The sequence below is a fragment of the Caldisphaera sp. genome (assembly GCF_023256325.1).
In the GTDB taxonomy this organism is placed as follows: Archaea; Thermoproteota; Thermoprotei_A; order Sulfolobales; family Acidilobaceae; genus Caldisphaera.
Genome location: NZ_JAGDXI010000044.1, coordinates 53,517 through 75,142, shown reverse-complemented (window position 1 = coordinate 75,142; position 21,626 = coordinate 53,517). Strand labels below are relative to the sequence as shown.

The 21,626-nt window shown below is 32.1% G+C and carries 26 protein-coding genes; 12 read left to right on the top strand and 14 right to left on the bottom strand.

Features of this window, described 5'->3' with window-relative positions; all coding sequences use genetic code 11:
- Positions 1–113 precede the first annotated feature (113 nt).
- The gene (locus Q0C16_RS06460; RefSeq protein WP_292320595.1) at positions 114–638 is read left to right on the top strand and encodes an NUDIX hydrolase; all 525 of its coding nucleotides are present in this window, start codon (positions 114–116) and stop codon (positions 636–638) included.
- Here Q0C16_RS06460 and Q0C16_RS06455 read toward each other — a convergent pair whose 3' ends face one another.
- A complete protein-coding gene (locus Q0C16_RS06455; protein WP_292320593.1) occupies positions 639–1,157 on the bottom strand; it encodes a hypothetical protein in 519 nt (172 codons plus the stop codon).
- 94 nt (positions 1,158–1,251) lie between these two features.
- Between Q0C16_RS06455 and Q0C16_RS06450 the strand changes: the two genes are divergently transcribed.
- On the top strand, positions 1,252–1,614 hold the full coding sequence (locus Q0C16_RS06450) for a hypothetical protein (protein WP_292320591.1): 363 nt from the start codon (positions 1,252–1,254) through the stop codon (positions 1,612–1,614).
- Positions 1,615–1,620: 6 nt separating this feature from the next.
- On the opposite strand, the gene Q0C16_RS06445 is transcribed toward Q0C16_RS06450, so the two are convergent.
- Together Q0C16_RS06445 and Q0C16_RS06440 are read right to left on the bottom strand one after the other, a co-directional pair.
- Entirely contained in the window at positions 1,621–2,853 is a 1,233-nt protein-coding gene (locus tag Q0C16_RS06445) for an acyl-CoA dehydrogenase family protein (RefSeq protein ID WP_292320589.1), read from the bottom strand.
- A gap of 43 nt (positions 2,854–2,896) precedes the next feature.
- Positions 2,897–3,295 (bottom strand): CTP-dependent riboflavin kinase, encoded by a 399-nt coding sequence (locus Q0C16_RS06440; protein WP_292320587.1) that lies wholly within the window; start codon positions 3,293–3,295, stop codon positions 2,897–2,899.
- Between the two features lie 69 nt (positions 3,296–3,364).
- On the opposite strand from Q0C16_RS06440, the gene Q0C16_RS06435 reads away from it, so the two are divergent.
- The gene (locus Q0C16_RS06435; protein WP_292320585.1) at positions 3,365–4,549 is read left to right on the top strand and encodes a hypothetical protein; all 1,185 of its coding nucleotides are present in this window, start codon (positions 3,365–3,367) and stop codon (positions 4,547–4,549) included.
- Between the two features lie 4 nt (positions 4,550–4,553).
- Here the strand turns inward: Q0C16_RS06435 and Q0C16_RS06430 are convergent, their stop codons facing one another.
- On the bottom strand, positions 4,554–5,942 hold the full coding sequence (locus Q0C16_RS06430) for an MmgE/PrpD family protein (protein WP_292320584.1): 1,389 nt from the start codon (positions 5,940–5,942) through the stop codon (positions 4,554–4,556).
- Between the two features lie 78 nt (positions 5,943–6,020).
- Between Q0C16_RS06430 and Q0C16_RS06425 the strand changes: the two genes are divergently transcribed.
- The gene (locus Q0C16_RS06425; protein WP_292320583.1) at positions 6,021–7,031 is read left to right on the top strand and encodes a hypothetical protein; all 1,011 of its coding nucleotides are present in this window, start codon (positions 6,021–6,023) and stop codon (positions 7,029–7,031) included.
- On the opposite strand, the gene Q0C16_RS06420 is transcribed toward Q0C16_RS06425, so the two are convergent.
- From Q0C16_RS06420 to Q0C16_RS06410, 3 genes are read right to left on the bottom strand one after another with little or no spacing between them, the layout of a single operon-like run.
- Positions 7,021–7,587: a hypothetical protein gene (locus Q0C16_RS06420; protein ID WP_292320582.1), complete on the bottom strand. Its 567-nt coding sequence runs from the start codon at positions 7,585–7,587 to the stop codon at positions 7,021–7,023. The two genes, Q0C16_RS06425 and Q0C16_RS06420, sit on opposite strands and share 11 nt — an antisense overlap.
- Positions 7,565–8,383, bottom strand: coding sequence for a class I SAM-dependent methyltransferase family protein (locus Q0C16_RS06415; protein ID WP_292320724.1), 819 nt, complete (start codon positions 8,381–8,383; stop codon positions 7,565–7,567). Before Q0C16_RS06415 ends, Q0C16_RS06420 begins: the two co-directional genes overlap by 23 nt.
- 20 nt (positions 8,384–8,403) lie before the next feature.
- Complete coding sequence (locus tag Q0C16_RS06410) at positions 8,404–9,009, bottom strand: alpha/beta hydrolase (RefSeq protein WP_292320580.1); 606 nt, start codon at positions 9,007–9,009, stop codon at positions 8,404–8,406.
- A 247-nt stretch (positions 9,010–9,256) separates the two neighbouring features.
- Here Q0C16_RS06410 and Q0C16_RS06405 point away from each other — a divergent pair, with 247 nt between their 5' ends.
- From Q0C16_RS06405 to Q0C16_RS06390, 4 genes are read left to right on the top strand one after another with little or no spacing between them, the layout of a single operon-like run.
- Positions 9,257–9,829: a DNA-directed RNA polymerase gene (locus tag Q0C16_RS06405; RefSeq protein WP_292320578.1), complete on the top strand. Its 573-nt coding sequence runs from the start codon at positions 9,257–9,259 to the stop codon at positions 9,827–9,829.
- Positions 9,830–9,865: 36 nt separating this feature from the next.
- Positions 9,866–10,201, top strand: coding sequence for a methionine--tRNA ligase subunit beta (gene metG, locus Q0C16_RS06400; protein ID WP_292320575.1), 336 nt, complete (start codon positions 9,866–9,868; stop codon positions 10,199–10,201).
- Positions 10,202–10,247: 46 nt separating this feature from the next.
- Complete coding sequence (locus tag Q0C16_RS06395; protein WP_292320574.1) at positions 10,248–10,706, top strand: hypothetical protein; 459 nt, start codon at positions 10,248–10,250, stop codon at positions 10,704–10,706.
- Positions 10,684–12,285 carry a DEAD/DEAH box helicase gene (locus Q0C16_RS06390; RefSeq protein WP_292320572.1) on the top strand — a complete coding sequence of 534 codons (1,602 nt, stop codon included), beginning with the start codon at positions 10,684–10,686 and terminating at the stop codon, positions 12,283–12,285. The genes Q0C16_RS06395 and Q0C16_RS06390 overlap by 23 nt, the downstream gene beginning before the upstream one ends.
- 46 nt (positions 12,286–12,331) lie before the next feature.
- Here the strand turns inward: Q0C16_RS06390 and sucD are convergent, their stop codons facing one another.
- Entirely contained in the window at positions 12,332–13,213 is an 882-nt protein-coding gene (sucD, locus tag Q0C16_RS06385; protein ID WP_292320568.1) for a succinate--CoA ligase subunit alpha, read from the bottom strand.
- Between the two features lie 12 nt (positions 13,214–13,225).
- Positions 13,226–14,368 (bottom strand): ADP-forming succinate--CoA ligase subunit beta, encoded by a 1,143-nt coding sequence (gene sucC / locus Q0C16_RS06380; RefSeq protein ID WP_292320566.1) that lies wholly within the window; start codon positions 14,366–14,368, stop codon positions 13,226–13,228.
- A gap of 150 nt (positions 14,369–14,518) precedes the next feature.
- Here sucC and Q0C16_RS06375 point away from each other — a divergent pair, with 150 nt between their 5' ends.
- The 3 genes from Q0C16_RS06375 (at position 14,519) to Q0C16_RS06365 (ending at position 16,747) form a co-directional block, all read left to right on the top strand.
- Positions 14,519–14,821 (top strand): TRAM domain-containing protein, encoded by a 303-nt coding sequence (locus Q0C16_RS06375; protein ID WP_292320564.1) that lies wholly within the window; start codon positions 14,519–14,521, stop codon positions 14,819–14,821.
- Positions 14,818–15,390: a hypothetical protein gene (locus tag Q0C16_RS06370; protein WP_292320562.1), complete on the top strand. Its 573-nt coding sequence runs from the start codon at positions 14,818–14,820 to the stop codon at positions 15,388–15,390. The genes Q0C16_RS06375 and Q0C16_RS06370 overlap by 4 nt, the downstream gene beginning before the upstream one ends.
- 127 nt (positions 15,391–15,517) lie before the next feature.
- Positions 15,518–16,747 (top strand): redox-regulated ATPase YchF, encoded by a 1,230-nt coding sequence (locus Q0C16_RS06365; RefSeq protein ID WP_292320561.1) that lies wholly within the window; start codon positions 15,518–15,520, stop codon positions 16,745–16,747.
- Here the strand turns inward: Q0C16_RS06365 and Q0C16_RS06360 are convergent.
- From Q0C16_RS06360 to Q0C16_RS06340, 5 genes are all read right to left on the bottom strand, one after another.
- The gene (locus Q0C16_RS06360; protein ID WP_292320560.1) at positions 16,744–17,199 is read right to left on the bottom strand and encodes an Rpp14/Pop5 family protein; all 456 of its coding nucleotides are present in this window, start codon (positions 17,197–17,199) and stop codon (positions 16,744–16,746) included. The two genes, Q0C16_RS06365 and Q0C16_RS06360, sit on opposite strands and share 4 nt — an antisense overlap.
- A gap of 9 nt (positions 17,200–17,208) precedes the next feature.
- Positions 17,209–17,466 (bottom strand): 30S ribosomal protein S28e, encoded by a 258-nt coding sequence (locus tag Q0C16_RS06355; protein ID WP_367117922.1) that lies wholly within the window; start codon positions 17,464–17,466, stop codon positions 17,209–17,211.
- Between the two features lie 73 nt (positions 17,467–17,539).
- Entirely contained in the window at positions 17,540–18,526 is a 987-nt protein-coding gene (meaB, locus tag Q0C16_RS06350) for a methylmalonyl Co-A mutase-associated GTPase MeaB (RefSeq protein WP_292320556.1), read from the bottom strand.
- Between the two features lie 12 nt (positions 18,527–18,538).
- Complete coding sequence (locus Q0C16_RS06345; RefSeq protein WP_292320554.1) at positions 18,539–18,970, bottom strand: cobalamin B12-binding domain-containing protein; 432 nt, start codon at positions 18,968–18,970, stop codon at positions 18,539–18,541.
- Positions 18,948–20,648 (bottom strand): methylmalonyl-CoA mutase family protein, encoded by a 1,701-nt coding sequence (locus Q0C16_RS06340; protein WP_292320552.1) that lies wholly within the window; start codon positions 20,646–20,648, stop codon positions 18,948–18,950. The genes Q0C16_RS06345 and Q0C16_RS06340 overlap by 23 nt, the downstream gene beginning before the upstream one ends.
- A gap of 149 nt (positions 20,649–20,797) precedes the next feature.
- On the opposite strand from Q0C16_RS06340, the gene Q0C16_RS06335 reads away from it, so the two are divergent.
- Positions 20,798–21,622 carry an ABC transporter substrate-binding protein gene (locus tag Q0C16_RS06335; RefSeq protein ID WP_292320550.1) on the top strand — a complete coding sequence of 275 codons (825 nt, stop codon included), beginning with the start codon at positions 20,798–20,800 and terminating at the stop codon, positions 21,620–21,622.
- The last annotated feature ends 4 nt before the right edge of the window (positions 21,623–21,626 follow it).

The following is a 21,626-nucleotide window of genomic DNA, read 5'->3' as shown; positions in this document are numbered from 1 at the left end:
ATTTTAATTTGTTTTTTATTGTTAACCCCCCGGTTAACAATGGCTTAATTGTTTATAGTTAAAGCAAAGTTATTAATAAATAGAAAAATCTAAAATTTCTGGGGGATAATAATATGGCTAGAAACGAAATTTATAACTTTAGAAACAAAATAATAGTAGAATCTGAGGATTTAATTCTTCCTAACAATAGGAAGATGTTTTTATTTAAAGTCAGATTTATGCCAATTACTGTTTCAATATTACCAGTCTTTAGCGATACAAAAGAAGTAGTTTTATTAAAGCAATACAGACCTGCTATAAACAAATATATTATTGAAGTTCCAGCTGGAACGGCTGAAAAAGATGAAACCCCTGAAGAAGTAGCTATAAGGGAATTAAAAGAAGAAACGGGTTTAATTGCTGATAATTTAAAATTGATTACAAAAGCCTATCTTTCTCCAGGATATTCTACTGAATATATGTATTTCTTTGTTGCAATTGATCCTAAACAGGAAAAGCAAAATCTTGATGAGACAGAAATAATTGAAACTTTTAGAATTAAAGCAGATAAGGCTTTAGAATTAATAAATAATGGCAATATTGAGGATGCTAAGACAATATTAATATTATTATATGCAAGAAATATTGGTATTATTTAATTAACATTTTATTCCAGAGTTTCTTGCACAACTTGATATGCCATTAAATGCGTGTCTAATAACTTCATCAATTCTATTCGCTGCATTAATTATAATCGAGCTATTTTCTATTATACTTTTTTCGTCAAGGGGAACTGATATCGAGCTATTTTCTATTTTTATATTTATTTTATCTTGAGTTACTTCTATTTTCGTGTCTTTAATTCCTAACTCTATATAATCTGGTGATAATGCAAATCCAAAAGCATTGCTTCCCATTTTCCATAATTTCGTCTCAACATCATTATCAAGCTTAAATGTATTAGAGCAATCACTTGTGCATAGAACACCTTTATTTGTTTTCGTACAAGAGTTTTTATTTGAGCTTAGACATTCCACATATTTACTTATTTCATTCATTTTGTTAACTAATGTTAATATATTTACAAGAGAAGTCGAACCTATAGCGCTTAGGCTCCCTTTTCTTGACATAGATTTCGATATTGATTCTAACCTGTTTATTAATTGTGATGCTGGCACCTTTTTTCACCTTTTCCTTATAGTTCTTAAGCAATTGGGTTTTATAAGTACTACTGTTTTTATTTTTTTGCTATAATAAGATAAGAGGGTTAATATGTCGAAATGTAGCTGTGAAGAAAAATCAAAGATGGAGCTTATATCATGCTTGGCTCCTCCAGCAGGAGAATATGAAGCTCAAATAGATTTAGGTAGCAATAGAAAACTTATTATAAACTCTGATGGTATATTTCTAAGAACGTATTCTTTAGATGATTTTTTACCTTTTGTTCAAACAAGAGATTTAAAAATAAAAGAAAGAGATTTGGATTTGTTTAAAATATCAATGAAAGACATGTTATGCTCTACAATAAATGCTTTACTTGATGCGTCAAACCATAGCTCAATCTATGCAAAAGAAAAAGTAAATAATTGCGCGGAATTAATTGGAGAATTAATAAATTATTGTAAACAAAAATAATTTTGATTAATCTCCTTTAACATATTCTCTTCCAATTAACTCCCTCGCAACTATATAACGCATTATGTTTTGAGAGCCTTCAGCACCTACCAGATAGGAAAGAACTCCCAATAGGTTTCTAAACACATTTGCTTCTTCTGTATAAGCATAACCTCCGTAGGTTTTCATTGTAGTTTCTATCGCTTGAAATGCGGTTTCTATGGCCATAATTTTTGAAGAGGAGGCCCAGTAATTTAGATCTTGTGGTTTAAATCCTGGCTCTTTTTTAATGAATATTTTGTCGGCAAGTTGAGCTGATTTATATATTAATAATCTTGTGGCCTCAATTTTTGATGCTACTTCTGCTATTGGAAAGCTAACACCTTGGAAAGAGGCTATCGGTTTGTCATCAAACATTCTCCTATCTCTTGCATACTTGACTCCTTGTTCTAATGCCCATTGGGCAGCACCTATATTTGCTGCACTAACTAAAACTCTTGCTATAGAAAATCCTTGCATTGCCAAGTAGTAACCCTTATTTTCTTCTCCTATTAAATGATTCGAATCAGTTATTGCATCACTAAAATGAAGCAAACCCGTAGAAATTGCATGCCTTCCTATAGTGTTTAATATAGAATATTCTAAACCTTGAGTTATTTTACCATTTTTGTTTCCTATAAAGGCAAAGCTGGATAATCCTCTGTGTTTGTCCTCTTGCCTTCCTGTCCTTGCAATTAAGAACCAGCTTCCTAATTCCAATTGTTCTAAAGCTTCTCTGACTCCACTTATGTAAATTTTTTCTCCATTAATTTTATATATATTTCCCTCTCTTTTAGCAGTTGTTTTTTCTCCAGCAACATCGCTTCCTCCGCTTGTTTCTGTAGAAGCTATTCCAAAAAATCCTCTACCTCTTCCTACTAAAGGAAGTATTTCTTGCTTTGCTTCTTCTTTACCATACAAATACAAAATATAAGGCCAGCTATTGTTTAATAAAGTAAAAACAGCTGTTGCAACAGCTGGATCATTGTAGGCAACCTCTTCTACAGCTAGTGCAGCTAATAAGAAGCTTCCCCCTTGGCCACCATATTCTTCAGGAACTGCTATACCAAAAAGTCCTTGTTCTCCCATCTTATGAATAACATCTGTTGGTATCTTCTTCTCGCTATCCATCTTTATCCATATAGGATTAAGCTCTTTGGATAGAAATTCGTGAACAGATTCCTTGAATAATTTTTCATCTTGCGATAAATCAAAATCCAAGCTTATTCACCAATAAACTTAAATACAGTTCCGCTTAAAATATTTATTCCAATATTACATTAATATCTATTATAGAACCATCGTCAATATTTAATACATCTCTTAACCTTCTTTCAAATATGATTTCTACTACATCTTTTTTATAAATAGTTATTTCGGGTCTTAAGATATAGGCGTTTAATGAATTAAATAACAAAATGGGATATGCGATTACTCTAGCATATTTAGTATTAGGAATGTTGGGAGGATCAATAATAATGGCTTTAGATTTTGACAGACAGTTATTGAACTCTTCAACATCAGATATTAACCTTGCATTTAATGTTCCAGGAAAAGGGGTAAACCCTAATGCCTTTTTAATGTTTTTTGAGTAAATGCTAACAAAAAATTCTCCTTCATTTTTTCCGCTGAAAACTTCAGCTTTAAACGTTTTATTGCACAATTTACTCCCCTTTCACTCAATTAAGCTTAAATTAGTAATTAAAAATCTCTTAGAAGGAGGGCTAAAGGTATGAATAGGAAGGCATTGATATTGATTGCTTTGCTATTAGTATCTTCAATGTATATAATAGACATAGCTCAGGGAGCTTCTCTTGTTTACAGCATATCAAATACAAGTGTAAATATACAAAACCAATACTATCAAGTAACCTTTAATTTAACTAAAGGAGCATCAATAGTTAGTTATAATACATTAGTTCCGCAAACAGTTCAATTAAACAGCTTAGAAGTCCCATCAATGGTGCTGTCTATTAATCAGACTCTGCCGGGAAGTCTATATAATCAACAATGGAAAGCGACTTTAATAAATAAAGGAGCAAACTATGTTAAAATATTATTTACTCCAACAAATTCAGGAAACATATCAATTTATGAGTTTGTTACAGTAAGTACTTATTATCCATATATAAGTTATAACATAATTGTAAATGCAACAAGCAACAATTCATATATTAAAGATCTTTATTTAGGTATAGGAGGTATTTATTTAGGAAATAATTGGTCTTTTATTGGGTCAGAATTGGTAAATGGAATACCTAAATATTTTATTGGAAATGCTTCAAATAGCTATACTGGAAACTTTTTAAAAGTATTAATGTTGTCAAGTTCAAACAACAGCTATAAATCAATGGTTGGACTTAACTTTGTTACTCCAACTTATGCAAGCGTACAATTTTTAAAAGGATATCTCAATGGAACGCCAGCAAGTAATGGTGTTGCATATACTATAATTGATATCAAAAATATTAGCTTAGCTAGAGGAAACAGTTATGAAATAAGTTTTAACTTATATGATTCTCAATTTAATCCAGAACTGATAAGTTTAACAGACTCATTAGATATGGTTTCTCAAGTATATAATATAAGTGGTAATATAACAAATCTGATTAACTATAATAAAGTGGTAAATTCCTATTTAAGTGAAATAACCTCATTAAACCAGAGCGTGAATTCCTTGACTACAAAAGTTGGGGAGTTGCAAGGCTTAGTAAGTTATTGGCAGGTTAGATATAATGAAACAAATCAATTAGCTGGAAGCTATTCCTATAGATTACATAAAAGCGGTGAAGTTTCTATAGGGCTCTTCATAATAGGTCTTGTAATAGGTGTTGTAGGGGGAGCATATTTCTTAAAGCCTAAACCATCAGAAACCATTCCTGTTAAACAACAGAAGAAAGAAACAAAAAAGAAATAATTTATTACTTTGTTTTTAAAAGGGCTAATGCTTTACTTATATTCATACACTTTTCTATACTCCATACAGTATCTATGAACTGCTTTGCATTTCTTTTATATAATTTCCCTTCAGTTACCTTTAAGAACTTATCTACAACTCCTTCTCTGCTTAATGGATTCTTAAAGTGACCAGGTGGATATGTGCTGCTTTCTTCTATGGTTCTTCCATCTGATAGCTTTATTGATATTGTGTTTTTAATTCCTGTTGGATATAACTTATCATGTTCTGGATCAACTTCTACTTTCATTTTCTTTAAAACTTGTCTTACATCATCGGCTAGATATCTGTTTTCATAGAAAGTATCAAGCCAAACTTTACCATCAAGTAGGGCAGCAGCAACTATATATGGCAGGCTGTGGTCTGCAGTTTCTCTAGTTTTAGGATCCCATTTTTCTGGATCCTTAGCGATTATGTTATATGAGACTTGGAAAGTCTTAACATTAACTTCTTTTATATCATCAGGCTTTAATGAACCTGTTTTTTCTCTAATTTTTAGAGCAGCATCTACTGCGCTCATTGCATGATATTCAACAGGCCAATATTTTATGCTGGTTTCTAGCAGTTTAAATGGCTCGTTTTCCTCTCCTCCCATTTTTGGTATATCAAACTTATCTCCATTTAATGCTACTTTGAAAAATCCATATTCCCCACTAAATATTGGCGATGGTCCCCTCATACCTCTATACGCTAATATAGCGGCAAATAATCCATTTCTAGATGCATTTGCCGCGGCACATCCTTTCCACATGCTAAGCTCTCCAGCTCTTGTTTGCCTTAAAGCTAAAGAATTTACTGTAGCAAGGTTTATAGCTTGCAACATTTGATCTCTATCCAATCCAAGTACTTTTCCTGCCCCAACCGATGATGCTATAGCTATATACACAACGTGGTCCCATCCTTTGCTTCTTACACTATATGCATCTGCGAGCCTTGCTGTAACTTCATATGCTGCGACCATACCTTCTAATATTTTTTTGCCATCTGCTTTTGCAATTTCTGCTGCTGCTATAATTGCTGGTAGGTTATCGCTGGGATGTAATGCTTCCTTAGAGAGGTATGTGTCCATGAAATCAAAGAATCTAGAAGCGCAACCATTAGCGAAATCAACATGATCTGCTGGACCTGTTCTATCAGTGCCCCATATTGTGGCAGAAAGCCTTGAACTTGAAGAAGACTCGGCTACCCATCTAGCTATAGTAACAGGCTCTTCATTAAATGCTCCTATAGCGACACCAAAAGTATCTAAAATTCTTTTCTTTGCTTCTTCTATTACATTATTTGGAATATTTTTATATGAAAGGTTAACTGCCCAATCTGCTATTCTTTCTGATAGATCCTTATAGGAAGCCACCTATTCTCACCGCTATTATATGAACCAAATCTCTTATTAATATTTGTCGCTATCAGTTATCTATAATTGGGGAGAAGTTTGCTAACTTACAGTAAGTATCCATTTGCCATATCTTTAGATGATTATAGTAAAATCAACTATGGCTATAGGATTAATATAGAATCTTTACTTGAAAACAGCAAAATAGTTAAATTAGCAAGGAAAAGGTTAGAGGAAGCAATAACAAAAAAAGTCAGTCCTCTAAAGAATGGCGATTCAACAGACGATGAAGTTTATTCATTTTACCTTTCTCTAGCTGCAGTAAAAGCAACAAATTCTATGATCGCTTTGGATATATATGCTAAGGCTGAATCAAATAGAGCTAGCTATTTTATTGAGTCTGATAATGAAGAAAACCTAATAGCTTTAGGTGAATTTATGGGATTAAAAATAGAGAAAGAGCTAATAAAGATGCCTTGGTTAATTAATAATAATGGAAAGATTATATATAGAACTTTACCTTATTATGTTAGAATTAATGATTATTTAAAGATAGCAATTAATGCTCAAGAAAACCAGTTCAGATTAGTAAATTCTTTTTTATTAGATGGGAAAGTTTATTTAGATATGAAAATCCTTAAAGGCCTTCTAGAGGTTGGTGTAGAAGTAAAAATTAAAAACATTGCAAAAGATTTAGAGGTTGGAGAAGAATTCTCATTTTTTTCAAATGAAGTGTTAAGATATTTAAAATTAGCAGAAAACAAGATCCCATTAGGTAAAATTAATTATGATGCTTTCCCACCTTGCATGAAAAGTTTTAAAAATTTAATTGATAAAGGTAAAATAGAAGATGAAAGCCTTTACCAATATATAGCCTTCTTAATATCAATAGGAATCGATGAAGATGAGTTAAGTAATGTAATAGCTAATTCATTAGGTATTTCTCCTAATTTGTCAAGAAAGATTGCTAAAGGTTTCTTAAGCGTAGAAAATATAAGTCCTTATAGGTGTGATATAATGAAGAAGAAAGGTCTTTGCCCTCAAGATTGTGGAGGTAAGCATCCAGTTCTTGTTTATAAGAGAAATGTTAAGGAAAATTCTAACAAATAAGATCTTCTTTAACCATATTTGTTAATTTTCTCAACCTTCTATGCCCTTCATCTAAAGCATCGTTGGCTTTGTTTATTATTTCATTTAATGATTCTTTGCTAAAAACAAAAGTATCATTTATTTTTAATGGCATAGTTATTTGTACAGCACTCATTAACTCAACAGTAAAAACATTGTCTGAGCTAGATATTATTCCACTGTGTTTAAACCCAGAAATTCTTGCTATGTTTAATATGTTTAAAGCGCAATCAATTCTTTCTGTTCTTATATGTATTATAGGCCCTGTAACTTTGAGCCATAGATCATTAAATGGCCTTGATATTACATTAGCTATATTATATATAGATATTTTTTCATGAGACTTATAAACAACTCTTGATTTATCTCTTTCCCATGGCCATTTACCTTCTATTATAGTTATTCTACCTAGGCAGCTGCTAGATGTACCAAATTTTTCTCCATTTAATTCTAATATGAATTCTTCAGCATGTGGGTCTAAATATCCTATTATTCTTTCTTGTTTTAATATTTCGTCAATTTTTTTCAACATAGACATCTACTACCACCTGGTATAATCTTGGTCCAACAGGCCTGACCTCTTTTGAGTTGATTATTTTATATGTTATATTATGCTTTTCTAGTTCTTTTTTTGTTAATTCTTCTGCTTTACTTAGATATTCATCTTTTCTTGCGCTTACGTGTAAATACAAGTGAATATACCCCATTTTATCTATTGATGATATTGCATATTTGACATAATCCAAAGCTTTATCTGGTAAAGGCATTAGTACTCTGTCAGAAGAATTTAGTAATTTTTCTTCTATAATTTCCTTTGCATCACCTAGATAAGGAACAACGATATCTTTAACTTTGTTAAGTTCGATGTTTTCTATCATATATTTATATGCATCGGGATTTATGTCTATACTGTGAACAACCTTGGGATTTGATTTTTTTGCAATTATAATTGAAAATAAACCTGCACCTGCAAACATGTTTATTATTCTTTCTCCTTCCTTTACAAGATTTGCTATCCTTAGATGTTCATAACTTAGCCTTGGTGTAATGAATACCTTTTTTATATCAACCTTAAACATGCAGTTATGCTCTTTGTATATAGTTTCAGACCTTTTTTCTCCTGCAAGATATTTATAATTGCGTATTTTCAATTCCCCCATTACAGGAGTTGCTGCATGCCAGACACTTTTAACGAATTTATTTTTCTCTAAAATTTCGTTAGCTAATTTTTTGAGCTCTTCTTCATTTACATCATTAAATGGTACTTTAATTATAGCTATATCTCCTATGTATTCTATTTTTGGGTTTTTCCAAATCATTTTTGATCTATGAATTAATATGTTATAAAGCTTATTTATATTATTGGTTTTATTTCATTTCTTAGGTAATCCCTTATTATTTCGTTAAACTCTTTCGGTTTTTCTAAATAGCATGCATGTTGTGTTCCTAGATATACCAGCCTCGAGCTTTTTACATTATCTAAAATTAATTGTGCGTTACTTATTGGTGCTATGTCGTCTTTAGTTCCCCATATTAGTAATATTGGCTTCCCTTCCATATTTTTTAGCTTATCCTTATAATTAATTATTCTAACCCCTCCTATGATTACAGCCCCTTTAATTTTTTCAGGATAATTTGCTCCCACTCCAGCAGCTGCGTATCCTCCAGAGCTTGCTCCTATGATTACAGCGTCTTTTAGTCCTATAGAGTTCATAAAATCGTTAATGAATTTATATTCACTGTCTTCATCATATATACCTTTATCTGATTTTCCTTGGCCTGGTGGATCTATTGATATTACTTTAAATCCTTCATTGTATATTGTATCATAAGTTCCTACATCTATCCATGTTTTTGCATTATATCTTATTCCAGGTACAAGTAAAACAGGATATCCATCTCCATCATCATAATAATTTATTTTCAATCCACTTACTCTAACCATTTTTTCTGTATACATACTTATCACAAAAATGAATTGTTGTTTGCAGGAATATTTAATTTTTAATTTAGGTTTGTTTATTATTGCAAGCATTAAATATATTTCTTTTATGTGCTATAGATTTAATAATTTATAATTTAAGCAACAATAACTTTTATTGTTAATCCCAGGTTAATAATGATTACAATGTTTGTAATTTTTGTTTCCTGCGTAATTTTTATAAATTTATAATTTAAGTAATATACCAACTGATAGGGAGAAAAGTATGTATGTTCAATACACGTTGCACGAATGGGTTGGAGTGCCACCCGATATTGCCTTTACAGAAAATCTAAAGAAAGCTGTAATAAATACTTTAAGAAATGAGCTTGAAGGTCAAGCAGACCCCGATTTAGGAATAATTATTGCCGTATTAGATGCTGAAATAGAAGGTGATGGAATTCTGTTATCCGAAGATCCAAATGTTTATTTTCCTGTTAAATATACATTAATATCCTATGAACCCATGCAGTTAGAAGTAGCTAAAGGAGTGGTTAGAGACGCAAGAGATTTCGGTCTTTTCGTTAGTTTGGGCCCAATAGATGGTTTTGTTCATAGAAGCCAAATAATGGATGAAGATGTAGAATATATACAGGAAAGAAGAGGGTTTAAGGGAAAAGAGACCGGTAGGCTTATTGAAGCAGGAGACATAGTTAATGTTAGGATAACACAAATAAGCAAAGCATCCAAAAGATCTGGCTTATTTAGAATAGGGTTAACTATGAGGCAACCTTATTTGGGAAAGAAAGAATGGTATAAGGAAACAAAAATAGAGGAAGATAAAGAGCAAAAGCAATAAATTTATTTAATTATAAAATTTTAAGGGGTGTAAATTTTGGGGGAGGCAGTAGATTATAGTGAATTTTCTAAGATAGATTTAAGAGTTGGTAAAATATTAAGCGTAGAATTGGTACCAAATAGTAGGAAACTTCTTAAATTGATGGTTGATCTTGGAACTGAACAGAGACAAATACTAGCAGGCTTACAAAAATGGTACAAGCCTGAAGAGCTTGTTGGTAAGTTAGTTATAGTGGTTGCTAACCTTAAGCCAAAGGTTATGGGAGGTCTAGAAAGCCAGGGTATGATACTCGCCGTTCCATGCGGAGAAGATCAAAAACCTGTTATATTAACACCCTTAGAGCCTGTAAACCCTGGCTCTAAAGTATGCTAGGAAAGATTTATTGGGTTTATTTTAAATACAATATTGGGGCCTAGCAATGAAGAGGGTTTTAAGTGAAGAGGATATAAATGATTTCGAACCCACGCCTGGAGCTGGGCCCTGCATTGAGGAATTTTTTGGTAACAATGATGATATACAAGAAATTAATAGCGTCAGCAAAAACAGAGAAAATGATTATGTAGATGTATTGCTCTATTACAATAAAATTTCATTTTATTTAAAGCTTTTCAATGGGATTGATTGCCTTCATATAATGTATGGTGTTATAGAATCTTGTGAAGAGGAAGAGAAAGATTTTTTGATAAAACTTGCAGATGAGCCGGAGGTGTATAAAATAATAGTTCAAGGAAAATGCGTTAAGCTTATAATTCCTGCTATTCCGTTATTAAGAATATATAAAATTATGGAAAAAGCAAAAATAAATTCAAAAGAAATAATAGCTTACAGATTTTCAGAGCAAGGTGAAGAACTTAATGAGTCTACGTTTCAAAGTTAATTCTTGGCTAAGCAAAGACGTGTATAAGGAGTTGCTAAATTTTTCTGATTTTATAACGAGGAAAGAAGGAATATCTATATTTGAGATAAACGAAGAAAAGATGAAAAATAACAAATATACTCCAATAGATGTTATTGAGAAATTAAAAGAACTCGAAGATGTAATAGATAAGAACGATATAATTAATATAGAAAATTTTTTTAAAGATTCAATAGGAGTTAAATTAGAATATGATGGAAAATTTATTATATTAAAGTCTAAGCTTTTTTTAAAGCCCTATTTAGAAGATTTTCAATTTAGAGGAAAATATAATAGTACCCACAAATATTATCAGTTTGAGCCTTTTTTATATTTTGATTTGAAGGAACATTTAATTTCTAAAGGATTGATAGTTGACGATAAAACAGGTATATTTATTGATAATAAATTACCTAGGCAATTAAAGTTCAATGGGGAATTGAGAGATTATCAAGAGGAGGCAGTAAAGGCATGGGAATCTAATAAGAGTAAAGGGGTAATAGTTTTACCTACAGGCTCTGGGAAAACTATTGTAGCTATAAATGCTATGACAAAGCTAAATGTACCTACCCTTATTGTTGTTTATACAAAAGAACACATAAGGCAATGGGAAGATTCTATAAAGAAGTTCACCGATGCAGGAGGCATGATAGGTTCATTTTATGGTGATGAAAAAACAATTCTTCCAATAACTATTACAACGTATCAAAGCGCTTTTAGAAATATTGATATATTTTCTAAAAAGTTCATGCTATTAATATTTGATGAAGCTCATCATTTACCAGCTGAGAAATTTAAGGCAATAGCTACAAAAATGCCCTCTCCATATAGAATGGGACTTTCTGCAACTGCAGTAAGAGAAGATGGAAAACATGAAGAAATATTTCCTTTAATTGGGGGCATAATTTATCAAAAATCTCCAAGTGAATTATCAGAAGAGGGTTATTTAGCGCCTTTTATTATAAGGAGAATAAGAGTCGAGCTAAATAAAGAAGATATGAATAAATATGATGAGCTAAGAAAGCTATACATTAATTATAGCAAGGGTAGAAGCTTCAATGAGATATTAGAAGCAGCCAGAAGGGGAGAAACGAATGCAATAAGGGCATTGAAAATAAAATCACAAATGCAACAAATCATACAAAAGAGCAGTTCTAAAATAGAAAAAGTTATTGAAATTGCCAAAAATGAATTAAGTAAAGGCTCTAAAATAATAATATTTACTCAGTATAGGGATCAGGCCGAAGAACTTGCTAGTAAATTAAATGCATATTTAATTCATGGAGGCATAGATGAAAAAAACAGAATAGAAACCTTATATAATTTTAAGAGTTCTAAATCAGGTATATTAGTAATCACAACAGTTGGAGATGAAGGTCTTGACATACCTGATGCAAATGTTGGTATATTTGTTTCTGGAACTGGTTCGAGGAGACAGTTCATACAAAGGCTTGGAAGGCTTTTAAGGCCTATACCAGGGAAAAAATCAGTTTTATATGAAATAATTGCAAGCAGGACTAGTGAAGAAGCACAATCTAAAAAAAGGAGAAGCGGAATCTAATTTTTTATTATAACTTAAGAAAACTAGCTTATTAGGGAAGAAAAGATTAGAGAGATTTCATGGCATCGCTAACTAATTTTGGTAGTTCGAAAGGAGTCTTAGCGACTTTTATACCAACGCTTTCAAGTCTCTCAACTTTGTCTTTATATGTTCCAGAGCCAAGCATTATTATAGCTCCTGCATGCCCCATTCTTTTGCCTTCTGGAGCAGTTCTACCTGCAATAAATGCCACTACAGGCTTAGTGAATCTCTTTTCTTCAACCATCTTGGCAGCTCTTTCTTCTGCGTCTCCTCCAATTTCACCTACTATTATTAACGCTTTGGTTTGAGGGTCTTTTTCATAGTATTCCATAACCTCTGTGAAAGTTAACCCTATGACTGGATCTCCTCCAATTCCAATAACTGTTGATTGCCCAATACCGGCTCTTGATAACGCATAGCTGACTTCATATGTTAGTGTTCCGCTTCTAGAAGCAATACCTACTGGACCTGGAGTAAATACATGAGCTGGCATTATACCAACCTTAGCCTTCCCTGGAGTTATTGCGCCTGGGCAATTAGGTCCAATTACATTAACTCCCTTGGACTTTGCATAATTTATGAATTCAAGCGAATCATGAACAGGAATATGCTCAGTTATAACTACAACTAGTTTTAGGCCTGCATCTACTGATTCATAAACAGCATCTGCTGCGAATTTAGCTGGTACAAATATTATTGAGGAATTTGCTTCTGGATGTTCTTTAACAGCTTCTACTACTGTATCGTAAACTGGTACTCCGTGTACATTCATACCTCCTTTTCCAGGAGTAACACCTGCAACTATTTTTGTTCCATAGTCCAGCATAAGTTTAGTGTGGAATGAACCCTCATTTCCAGTTATTCCTTGTACAATTAATCTTGTATTTTCATTAACTAATATACCCATTTTTTATCACCCTTATTTACTAACTACAACTTTAACAGCTTCTATTGGATCATTAAAAGCTTCTATACCAGCTTTCTTTAATATTTCTCTTCCTTGCTCCTCATTGGTACCAGTTAATCTAATTACTATAGGTTTTTTAACTTTTGACTCATTTAATGCCATTACTACACCTTTTGCTACCTCATCAGCCCTTGTTATTCCTCCAAACATGTTTATGAATATTTTTTTAGCCTTTGGATAATCAAGCAAGAATTTGACACAGGTCTTTACGTGCTCTGCATCTGCTCCTCCACCCATATCCAAGAAGTTTGCAGGTTTCCCGCCATATTCGTAGATCAGATCCATAGTTGTCATTGTAAGACCTGCTCCATTACCTAAAACTCCTATGTCTCCATCAAGTTCAACGAAAGCTAGATCAAGTTCATGAGCTTTAATTTCATATTCAGTATTTTCTCCAAGTCTTTCTTCCTCAGTCTTTGCATAGTTTTCATGTCTAAATAATGAATTATCATCTATTGTTATTCTAAGGTCTAGTGGCAAAACTTTATCGTTTAGATAAGCTAATGGATTACTCTCGGCTAATTCCGCATCATATTCTATAAAGGCTTTGTAGAGAGTCGTCAAGAATTTTTCAAAACTATTTAATGCCTTGCCTGTAACTCCAATACTCTTACCTATGATTCTTGCTTCATAGCTTCTTAATCCTATAACTGTATTAATTGGATATCTTATTATGCTTTCAGGTTTAGTTCTTGCAATTTCTTCTATATCAACTCCTCCATATTTTGATGCTAATACTAAAGGCATTCTTAATGATCTGTCAATAACTATGCCAACGTATAGCTCATTTTCATGAGGTATAGCTTTTTCTATTAAAATGAAAGATGGTTTTATTCCTTTTATAGGAGTTTCAAATAATATTTGAGCAGTTTTTACAGCTTCATCGATTGATTTAACTAATTTAATCCCTCCTGATTTGCCTCTTCCTGCAACTAATACTTGGGCTTTAACAACTAATGGAGGCTCTATATTTGCCTCCTTAATCTTTTTTTCTATATCATCACCTTTTTTTATTAAAACGCTTTGAGGTACCTCAAAACCATAATTTTTTATTATTTCTTTCGCTTCGAACTCAAACAGTTTCAATCCTTTCACCTATTGTATCATGCTTGAAACTTAATTAAATTCTTTTATTAAGGTTTTTATTATATAATAATAGAACATGAAATTTCTATAAAAAAGTAAGAAAAAGAATATATAAGCGATAGACTTAACATTTACATTTGGAAACTATGGGTGTATATGGTGAACAGGAGACGTAAACAATCAGAGAAAGAAGATCTGTATAGAACAGATTTTCACAGACTTAGTTCATATCCTACATACAGGGATACAAACGAAAAAATAATGCTAAACCAAGGAGATTTAATAAAGGTAACTATAGGGAATATGGACGAAAACGGTAGAGGTTTAGCTTTATACAAAAATTACAAGGTTTTTGTTAAAGGCGAAGTGTATCCTGGAGATAAAGTCAATGTAAGAATAGAATCAATCAAAGGAAATACTATAATTGGAACAGTAGAGCAAGTGGAGGAGAGGAATAGTTGAGTAATAATGAGTGCAAGCCAAGCAAAGATTTTATGAGGAATATAGTTAATAATGTTGTTTCAGATTATTCTAGTAAAATATCATCAAATATTATAGAAGAAATTAAAAAGAAAATAGGTTATGCTGAGACGAAGTATAAATTTAGCATCTATGGTGGAGATCCCCAGAAAATAATTAATTATTTACAAAGTGAAGAATGGGGTGATTTAGTTTCTTATACAAGGTCTCTCCACATAGAAGATGTTTTAAAGACAATTTTAGAAAAATTATATAATGAGTATAAGGACAGCTGCAGTAATGTTGCCGAATATGCAAAAAAACTTTCAGAATCTTTTAACTTTAGCCAAGAAAAAAAGGAAAACATAAGTTTAGATTCTATTATTAATTCCCTTAAATTATATGGTTATCAACCTGAAATTATGGAAAATGAGGTTTCATTTAAAGATGGTAATGTAACAGTTAGAATTATAGTAGCAAATGGCTCCCTTTCTTATATTGTTTGCAAGGAAGGTAAAGCCCAAAACTTAGATACAATAATGGCAAGAACTAATAAGATAAAGGAAATATAATAATACTAAGATTTTTATAATTTACTGCAATGGAATATTTATTCTTTTGAGCAAAAAAGCAAAATCATCTTTACTAAAAGATGAGATTTAAAATATTTATAAAATATTTATAAATAGGATGAAAGGTTTGGAGCCAACTGATTCGTTAATAGGGGTTGTTGGTAAGACTAATGTCGGGAAATCAACTTTCTTTAGTGCTGCAACAGAAATTGAGGTTCCTATAGAAAATAGACCCTTTGTTACAATAGAACCAAATGTAGGTATTGGATATGCGAGAAGAAAATGCGTACATATAGAGCTAGGTTTACCTAAATGCGATGCATCTAATAGCGTATGTGAAAATGGGGAGAGGCTTATACCAGTAAAAATGATGGACGTGGCTGGTTTAGTTCCTGGAGCCCATCAAGGCAGGGGTTTAGGAAATAAATTTCTTGATGATTTAAGAAGAGCAGATGTTTTTCTATTAATTGTTGATTCAAGTGGTTCAACAAGTCCTGAAGGAGTAGTGTCAAGACCTGGAACATATGATCCTGTAGATGAAATAAAATTTGTTGTGGATGAAATTGATGAATGGATATATCAATCTGTAGAAAAAGACTGGGATAAGTTTTTAAAGCAGTATGCTATTGGTGCGATAAAAGATCCACTGGAAGAATTTTCGCAAAGGTTATCTGGCTTTGGAATTTTAAAAGAGCAAATAGAAGTTGCTTTGGATCACTTAAAGATATCTTCTAATGAGCTATTTAAAATAAATAAACAAGACTTAAAAAATCTGTTAAAAGAAATTAGAAGACTTACTAAACCTATGGTAATAGTTGCGAACAAAATTGACATACCTGGTAGTGAAAAAAATTTTGAGAAAATTAAAAATACTTTTAAGGAATATCCTGTAATTCCAGCTAGCGCAGCAGCTGAATTATTGTTAAGAAAGCTAAGAAAAAAGAAGGCTATAGAGTATATACCAGGAGATCAAGATTTTAAGATAAACCAGACAGAAATTGATAGTAAAACTAAAAGTGCGTTAGAATTAATTAAACAGAATATTATGGAAAAGTATAAAGGAACAGGGGTAGTACAAGCAATAAACGAGGCCTTATTTAATTCTTTAAAATTGATACCAGTATATCCTGTTGAGGACATAAATAAATATACAGATAAAAAGAATAGGATTTTGCCAGATGTAATATTAATACGCAAAGGTTCTACAGCAAAAGATTTAGCTAGTAAAATTCATAGCGATTTAGCTAAAACTTTTCTTTATGCAATAAATGCTAAGAATAAACAAAGAATAGGTGCAGGTTATTTATTAAATGAAAATGATGTCATAAAAATAGTTGCAACGGCAGGTAAAGGCTAAGAGAGTAACTTTTTTGCTTTGTTAATAGTACCGCTCGTCTTTATTGGTATTATTAATATATCATTATTATCTATTTTTCTTAATAGAGATAACGAAGACAGAAGATAGTCAACATATATGTGTTTGATTCTTATTATACCTCTATTTGTCACGTTATTAAAATATATTAATTTTAAATAGGAATCTGCAAGATTTGTTGCTCCAAATAACTCTTTATATTTTTCCCTAATGGCATTTTCTAATAAACCAGGGTCTATTTGTTTCGATGTAGCTATTTCAAAAACTAAATATCTTTTTCTTGATTTTTTTATCTTGGACTTTTTTGGTATTATTATAAAGTTTTTTGATAATTTATTAAAATAACTTTTATTTAAAATATATGTGATGAAAGTACTAATAATAGTTGCAATAATAATTGATAATAGAATAATGTATAAAAAGTAAAAATTCATTACTTATTTTTACCTCTTTCTTGTTAATTTTCTCGCCTCTCTTTCCGTTTCTCTTAAAATTATTATATCTCCTATTCTTACTGCGCCCATTACATTTCTTGTTATTATCCTACCTTTATCTTTGCCTTCAAGAATTCTAACTCTAACCTGAGTAACTTCTCCAGCTACCCCAGTTCTGCCTATTAATTGTATCACTTCTGCTGGATATCCTAACTCTTCTATTATTTGTGAGTCTTGGGAGGTTTTTTCTTTCTTTTGCTCGCTCAAATCTTTCACCTTATATTAAATTAAATAGAACCCTTAATAAACGTAGCTTTAATTTTTTAAAAATAAAATATATTTATTCTTTTTTGCTTTCTGGCAGGTAATCTATTGATTTTTTAGCTAATCTTAACGCAGTATTAAATATATGGCTTCCTACTTCTGCTGATAATCTAAGCTCATCATCTATTTCCTTTGATGCCTGTTTTAATCCTTCATATAAAAATTGCTCGGCTAGAAGTTCTATCATTGAAATTCTCCTAGAGATAAGTTTGTCTTTTGTTTTCCCAATTTCTTTTATATAATTGAAATGATCTTCTAATGCTTGCGTTAGATCCTCTATACCCTTCCCCATAACAGCGCTTGTCCTAATTAATTTAGGCGTCCAGCTTGAATCGCTTGATCCTATATCACCTTTCTCTAAAGCAAATGAAAGATATTCGTACGTTTTAGTTGCATCTTCTTTATCGTCTTTATTTAATACGTATATGTCTCCTATTTCCATAACTCCTGCTTTCAAGGCTTGTATGTCGTCACCTGCTCCGGGCATTGTTACAACTACTATAGTATTTGCAATATTCATAATATCTACTTCTGATTGTCCAACACCTACAGTTTCTATAATTATTTTATCGTAGCCAAAAGCATCAAACGCTTCAATCATAGTTAAAGCAGCTAAGCTTAAGCCTCCTTTTAGCCCCTTTGACGAAATGCTTCTAATAAAAACACCGGGATCTGTTGCATGTTCTTGCATTCTTAGCCTGTCCCCTAAGAGAGCCCCCCCACTTATTGGACTGCTTGGATCTATTGCTATAACTGCTACCCTATATCCTCTTTTTCTTAAAGATGTTATTAGCCTTGAAATTAGCGTGCTTTTTCCTGAGCCTGGTATACCTGTAATACCTATTACATGTGCTTTTCCTGCCATTTTTGCAAGTTTTTCTAAAAGACCTTCTGGCATTGTGTAAGGGTTCTCTAAATAACTTAGTATTTTTCCAATTGATCTTAAATTACCCTTTGACGCTTTATATAGTAATTCATCTAAATTTATTTCTGAAACTGACAAATAGTTCAACCTCTATTTTTCTGCTTTTCTCTTTTCTTCTGCCAATCTCCTTACAATATCGACGATCCTGTTTAAACTTTCTCCTGGTAAAAAGACTTCCTTAACACCTATTTTCTTTAGTTCATCTACATCTATAATAGGTATGGTTCCTCCAACAACAACGGGTATATCTTCGGCCCCAGCATTTTTAAGTTCTTCCATAAGTTTGTTCATGTGATGTACATGAGCTCCGCTTAAGATGCTTACTCCTATTACATCAACATCTTCCTGTAATGCTGCTGAAACTATTTGTTCTGGGGTTTGCCTTATTCCTGTGTATATAACTTCAAATCCAGCATCTTTTAATGCTCTTGCTATGACTTTAGCCCCTCTATCGTGGCCATCAATTCCTAACTTTGCAACCAATACCTTATATTGATATTTAGTATATTGGAGGCTCAACATATGACCCAAACACCTCTTTTAATGTACTAATTATTTCTCCCAAAGTTGCTTTAGCTTTTGCTGCTTGTAATATATAAGGCATCAGGTTTACATCTTTTTCGGCTGCTTTTCTTAGCTCATTTAAAGATCTTTCCCACAATTCTTTATTTCTTTCGCTTCTTATTTTACTTATTCTGTTCTTTTGTCTTCTCTCTATTTCTGCTTGATCAAACTCAAGCAATGGCACATTTCTAATTTCATCTACTTGATTATCTTCAAAAATGTTAACGCCTACTATATATTTTTTCTTCTCTTCCACTTGTTTTTGATAATTATAGCTAGCATCAGTTAATTCCCTTTGTGGAAATCCTTTCTTAACAGCTTCTAACATCCCTCCAAGTTTTTCTATTCTGTCTATATAATTCCAGGCTTTTTCCTCAATCTCGTCTGTAAGCCATTCTACATAATAGCTTCCAGCTAGGGGATCTATAGTATCTGCTATGCCTGATTCGTAGGCAATTATTTGTTGAGTTCTTAAAGCTATTTTAGCTGCAAATTCACTTGGTACTCTAAAAGGTTCATCAAAGCTATTTGTGTGCAAGCTTTGAGTCCCTCCTAGAACAGCCGCCATGGCCTCTATTGTAGTTCTAATTATATTATTCCAAGGTTGTTGTGCTGTTAAAGAAACGCCGGCTGTCTGAGTATGAAATCTCATCCACATACTTCTTTCTTTTTTAGCATGGAACCATTCTTTCATAATTTTTGCCCACATTCTTCTAGCAGCTCTAAACTTTGCTATCTCTTCAAAGAAGTTTATATGAGAGTCCCAGAAGAAGCTTATTCTATGGGCAAATTCATCTACATCTAATCCCCTTGAAATTAACTGTCTTACATATTCAATTCCATCTGCTATTGTAAAAGCTAGTTCCTGAACAGCTGTTGAGCCTGCTTCTCTAATATGATATCCGCTTACGCTTATAGGATTCCATTTTGGTAGATTTTTAACACTCCACTCTATTAGATCCATGCTAACCCTTACTGCAGGTTCTGGAGGAAATACATAGCTTTTTTGTGCTATAAATTCTTTTAAAGGATCATTTTGTGTCGTTCCACCAATTTTATCATAGGGAACTCCTTGCATTTCGGCGACTCCAACATAAAAGCTTAACAATACAGGAGCTGGGGGATTAATAGTCATGTTTGTTGTTACTTCTCCCATATTTATTCCATCAAATACTACCCTCATATCTTCAATTGTAGGCACACTCACTCCTACAATACCAACTTCCCCTTCGGCCATTGGATCGTCTGGGTCTATCCCAATCAATGTTGGGTAATCAAATGCCAGGCTAAGACCAGTTTCTCCATGCTCTATTAAAAACTTTAATCTTTTGTTGGTTTCCTCAGGTCCTCCAAAACCACTAAACATTCTCATTGTCCAAAGTCTCGCTCTATACATAGTTGCATGTATTCCTCTTGTAAATGGATAACTTCCCGGAAATCCTAACTTAGAATTATAATCAAAGTCCTCCAAATCTGCAGGCGTGTACAAAATCTTTATTGGTATATTGCTTAGATTAGTAAACTCCTTTTCACGCTCTGGTACTTGTTTTATCCAATTTTGGAGAGTTTCTTTTTCCCATTTCTCTAAAGAGTTTTTAATCTCATTTAGTGACTTTTTATCGTATAAATTACCCATTACTCTCCCCATATTTGAATCGTATTACGAAAGTTTTATAATTATTTATGAACTTAATATATATGTGCATCATAAGAGGGATACAGTTATTTCATTAAGAAAATTAAATAAGGTTCTAAAATCAAAATAAAGCGGGGGGATTTAACTTAATGGTTAAGTTGTATTCAGAAATATTAAGCAAAGAAGTTGAAATATCTGATAAGCCTCAAAGGATAATTAGCCTCTCTCCAGCTATCACAGAAACTTTATATTTGATAGGAGCTGGCGATAGGGTTGTTGGAGTAAGTTTTTTCTGTAATAAACCTCCTGAAGTAAGTAAAAAACCTAGAGTAGGTGCATATTTAAACGTTAATTATAATTTATTAGAGAAATTAAATCCAGAACTTTTATTGGTAACTACTGGGGCGCAAAGGGAAAGGATTGAAGAACTTGAATCTAAGGGCTATAAAGTTTATCCAATACCTTTGCCGGTAAATATTTATGGGATCCTTGATAATATTATGATTACAGGAATAGTCGTAAACGAGATTGATAATGCAAGAGAACTAGCATATAAGCTTACTGAAAAATTAATAGAAATAAAGAATATACTTAAGGGTGTTAGGATTTATTATGAAATTGATTTAGGAGGCCCTGTTAGTGTAGGTTCTCATAGTTATATTGGGGATGCATTTAAATTTATGGGTATGTCACACGTATTTGAAAATGAAAGAGTTCCATACGTAATAAATCCAGATCCAAGTTCTATAATAAAATACAATCCAGATGTAATAATTTATGAACAAAAGTTAGGTGAAAATGCCACAGTCGATAAATTTATACAAAATTTAGAAAAAAGAAATATTAAAGAAATAAATGCGGTTAAAAATAAAAACATAGTAATAATGGAATATGATAGCTTAGCACATTATGGTCCTAGCTTCTTTGATGCTGCAATAAGGCTTGCTAATAGAATAAAGGAATTAAAGTTATAGTTCT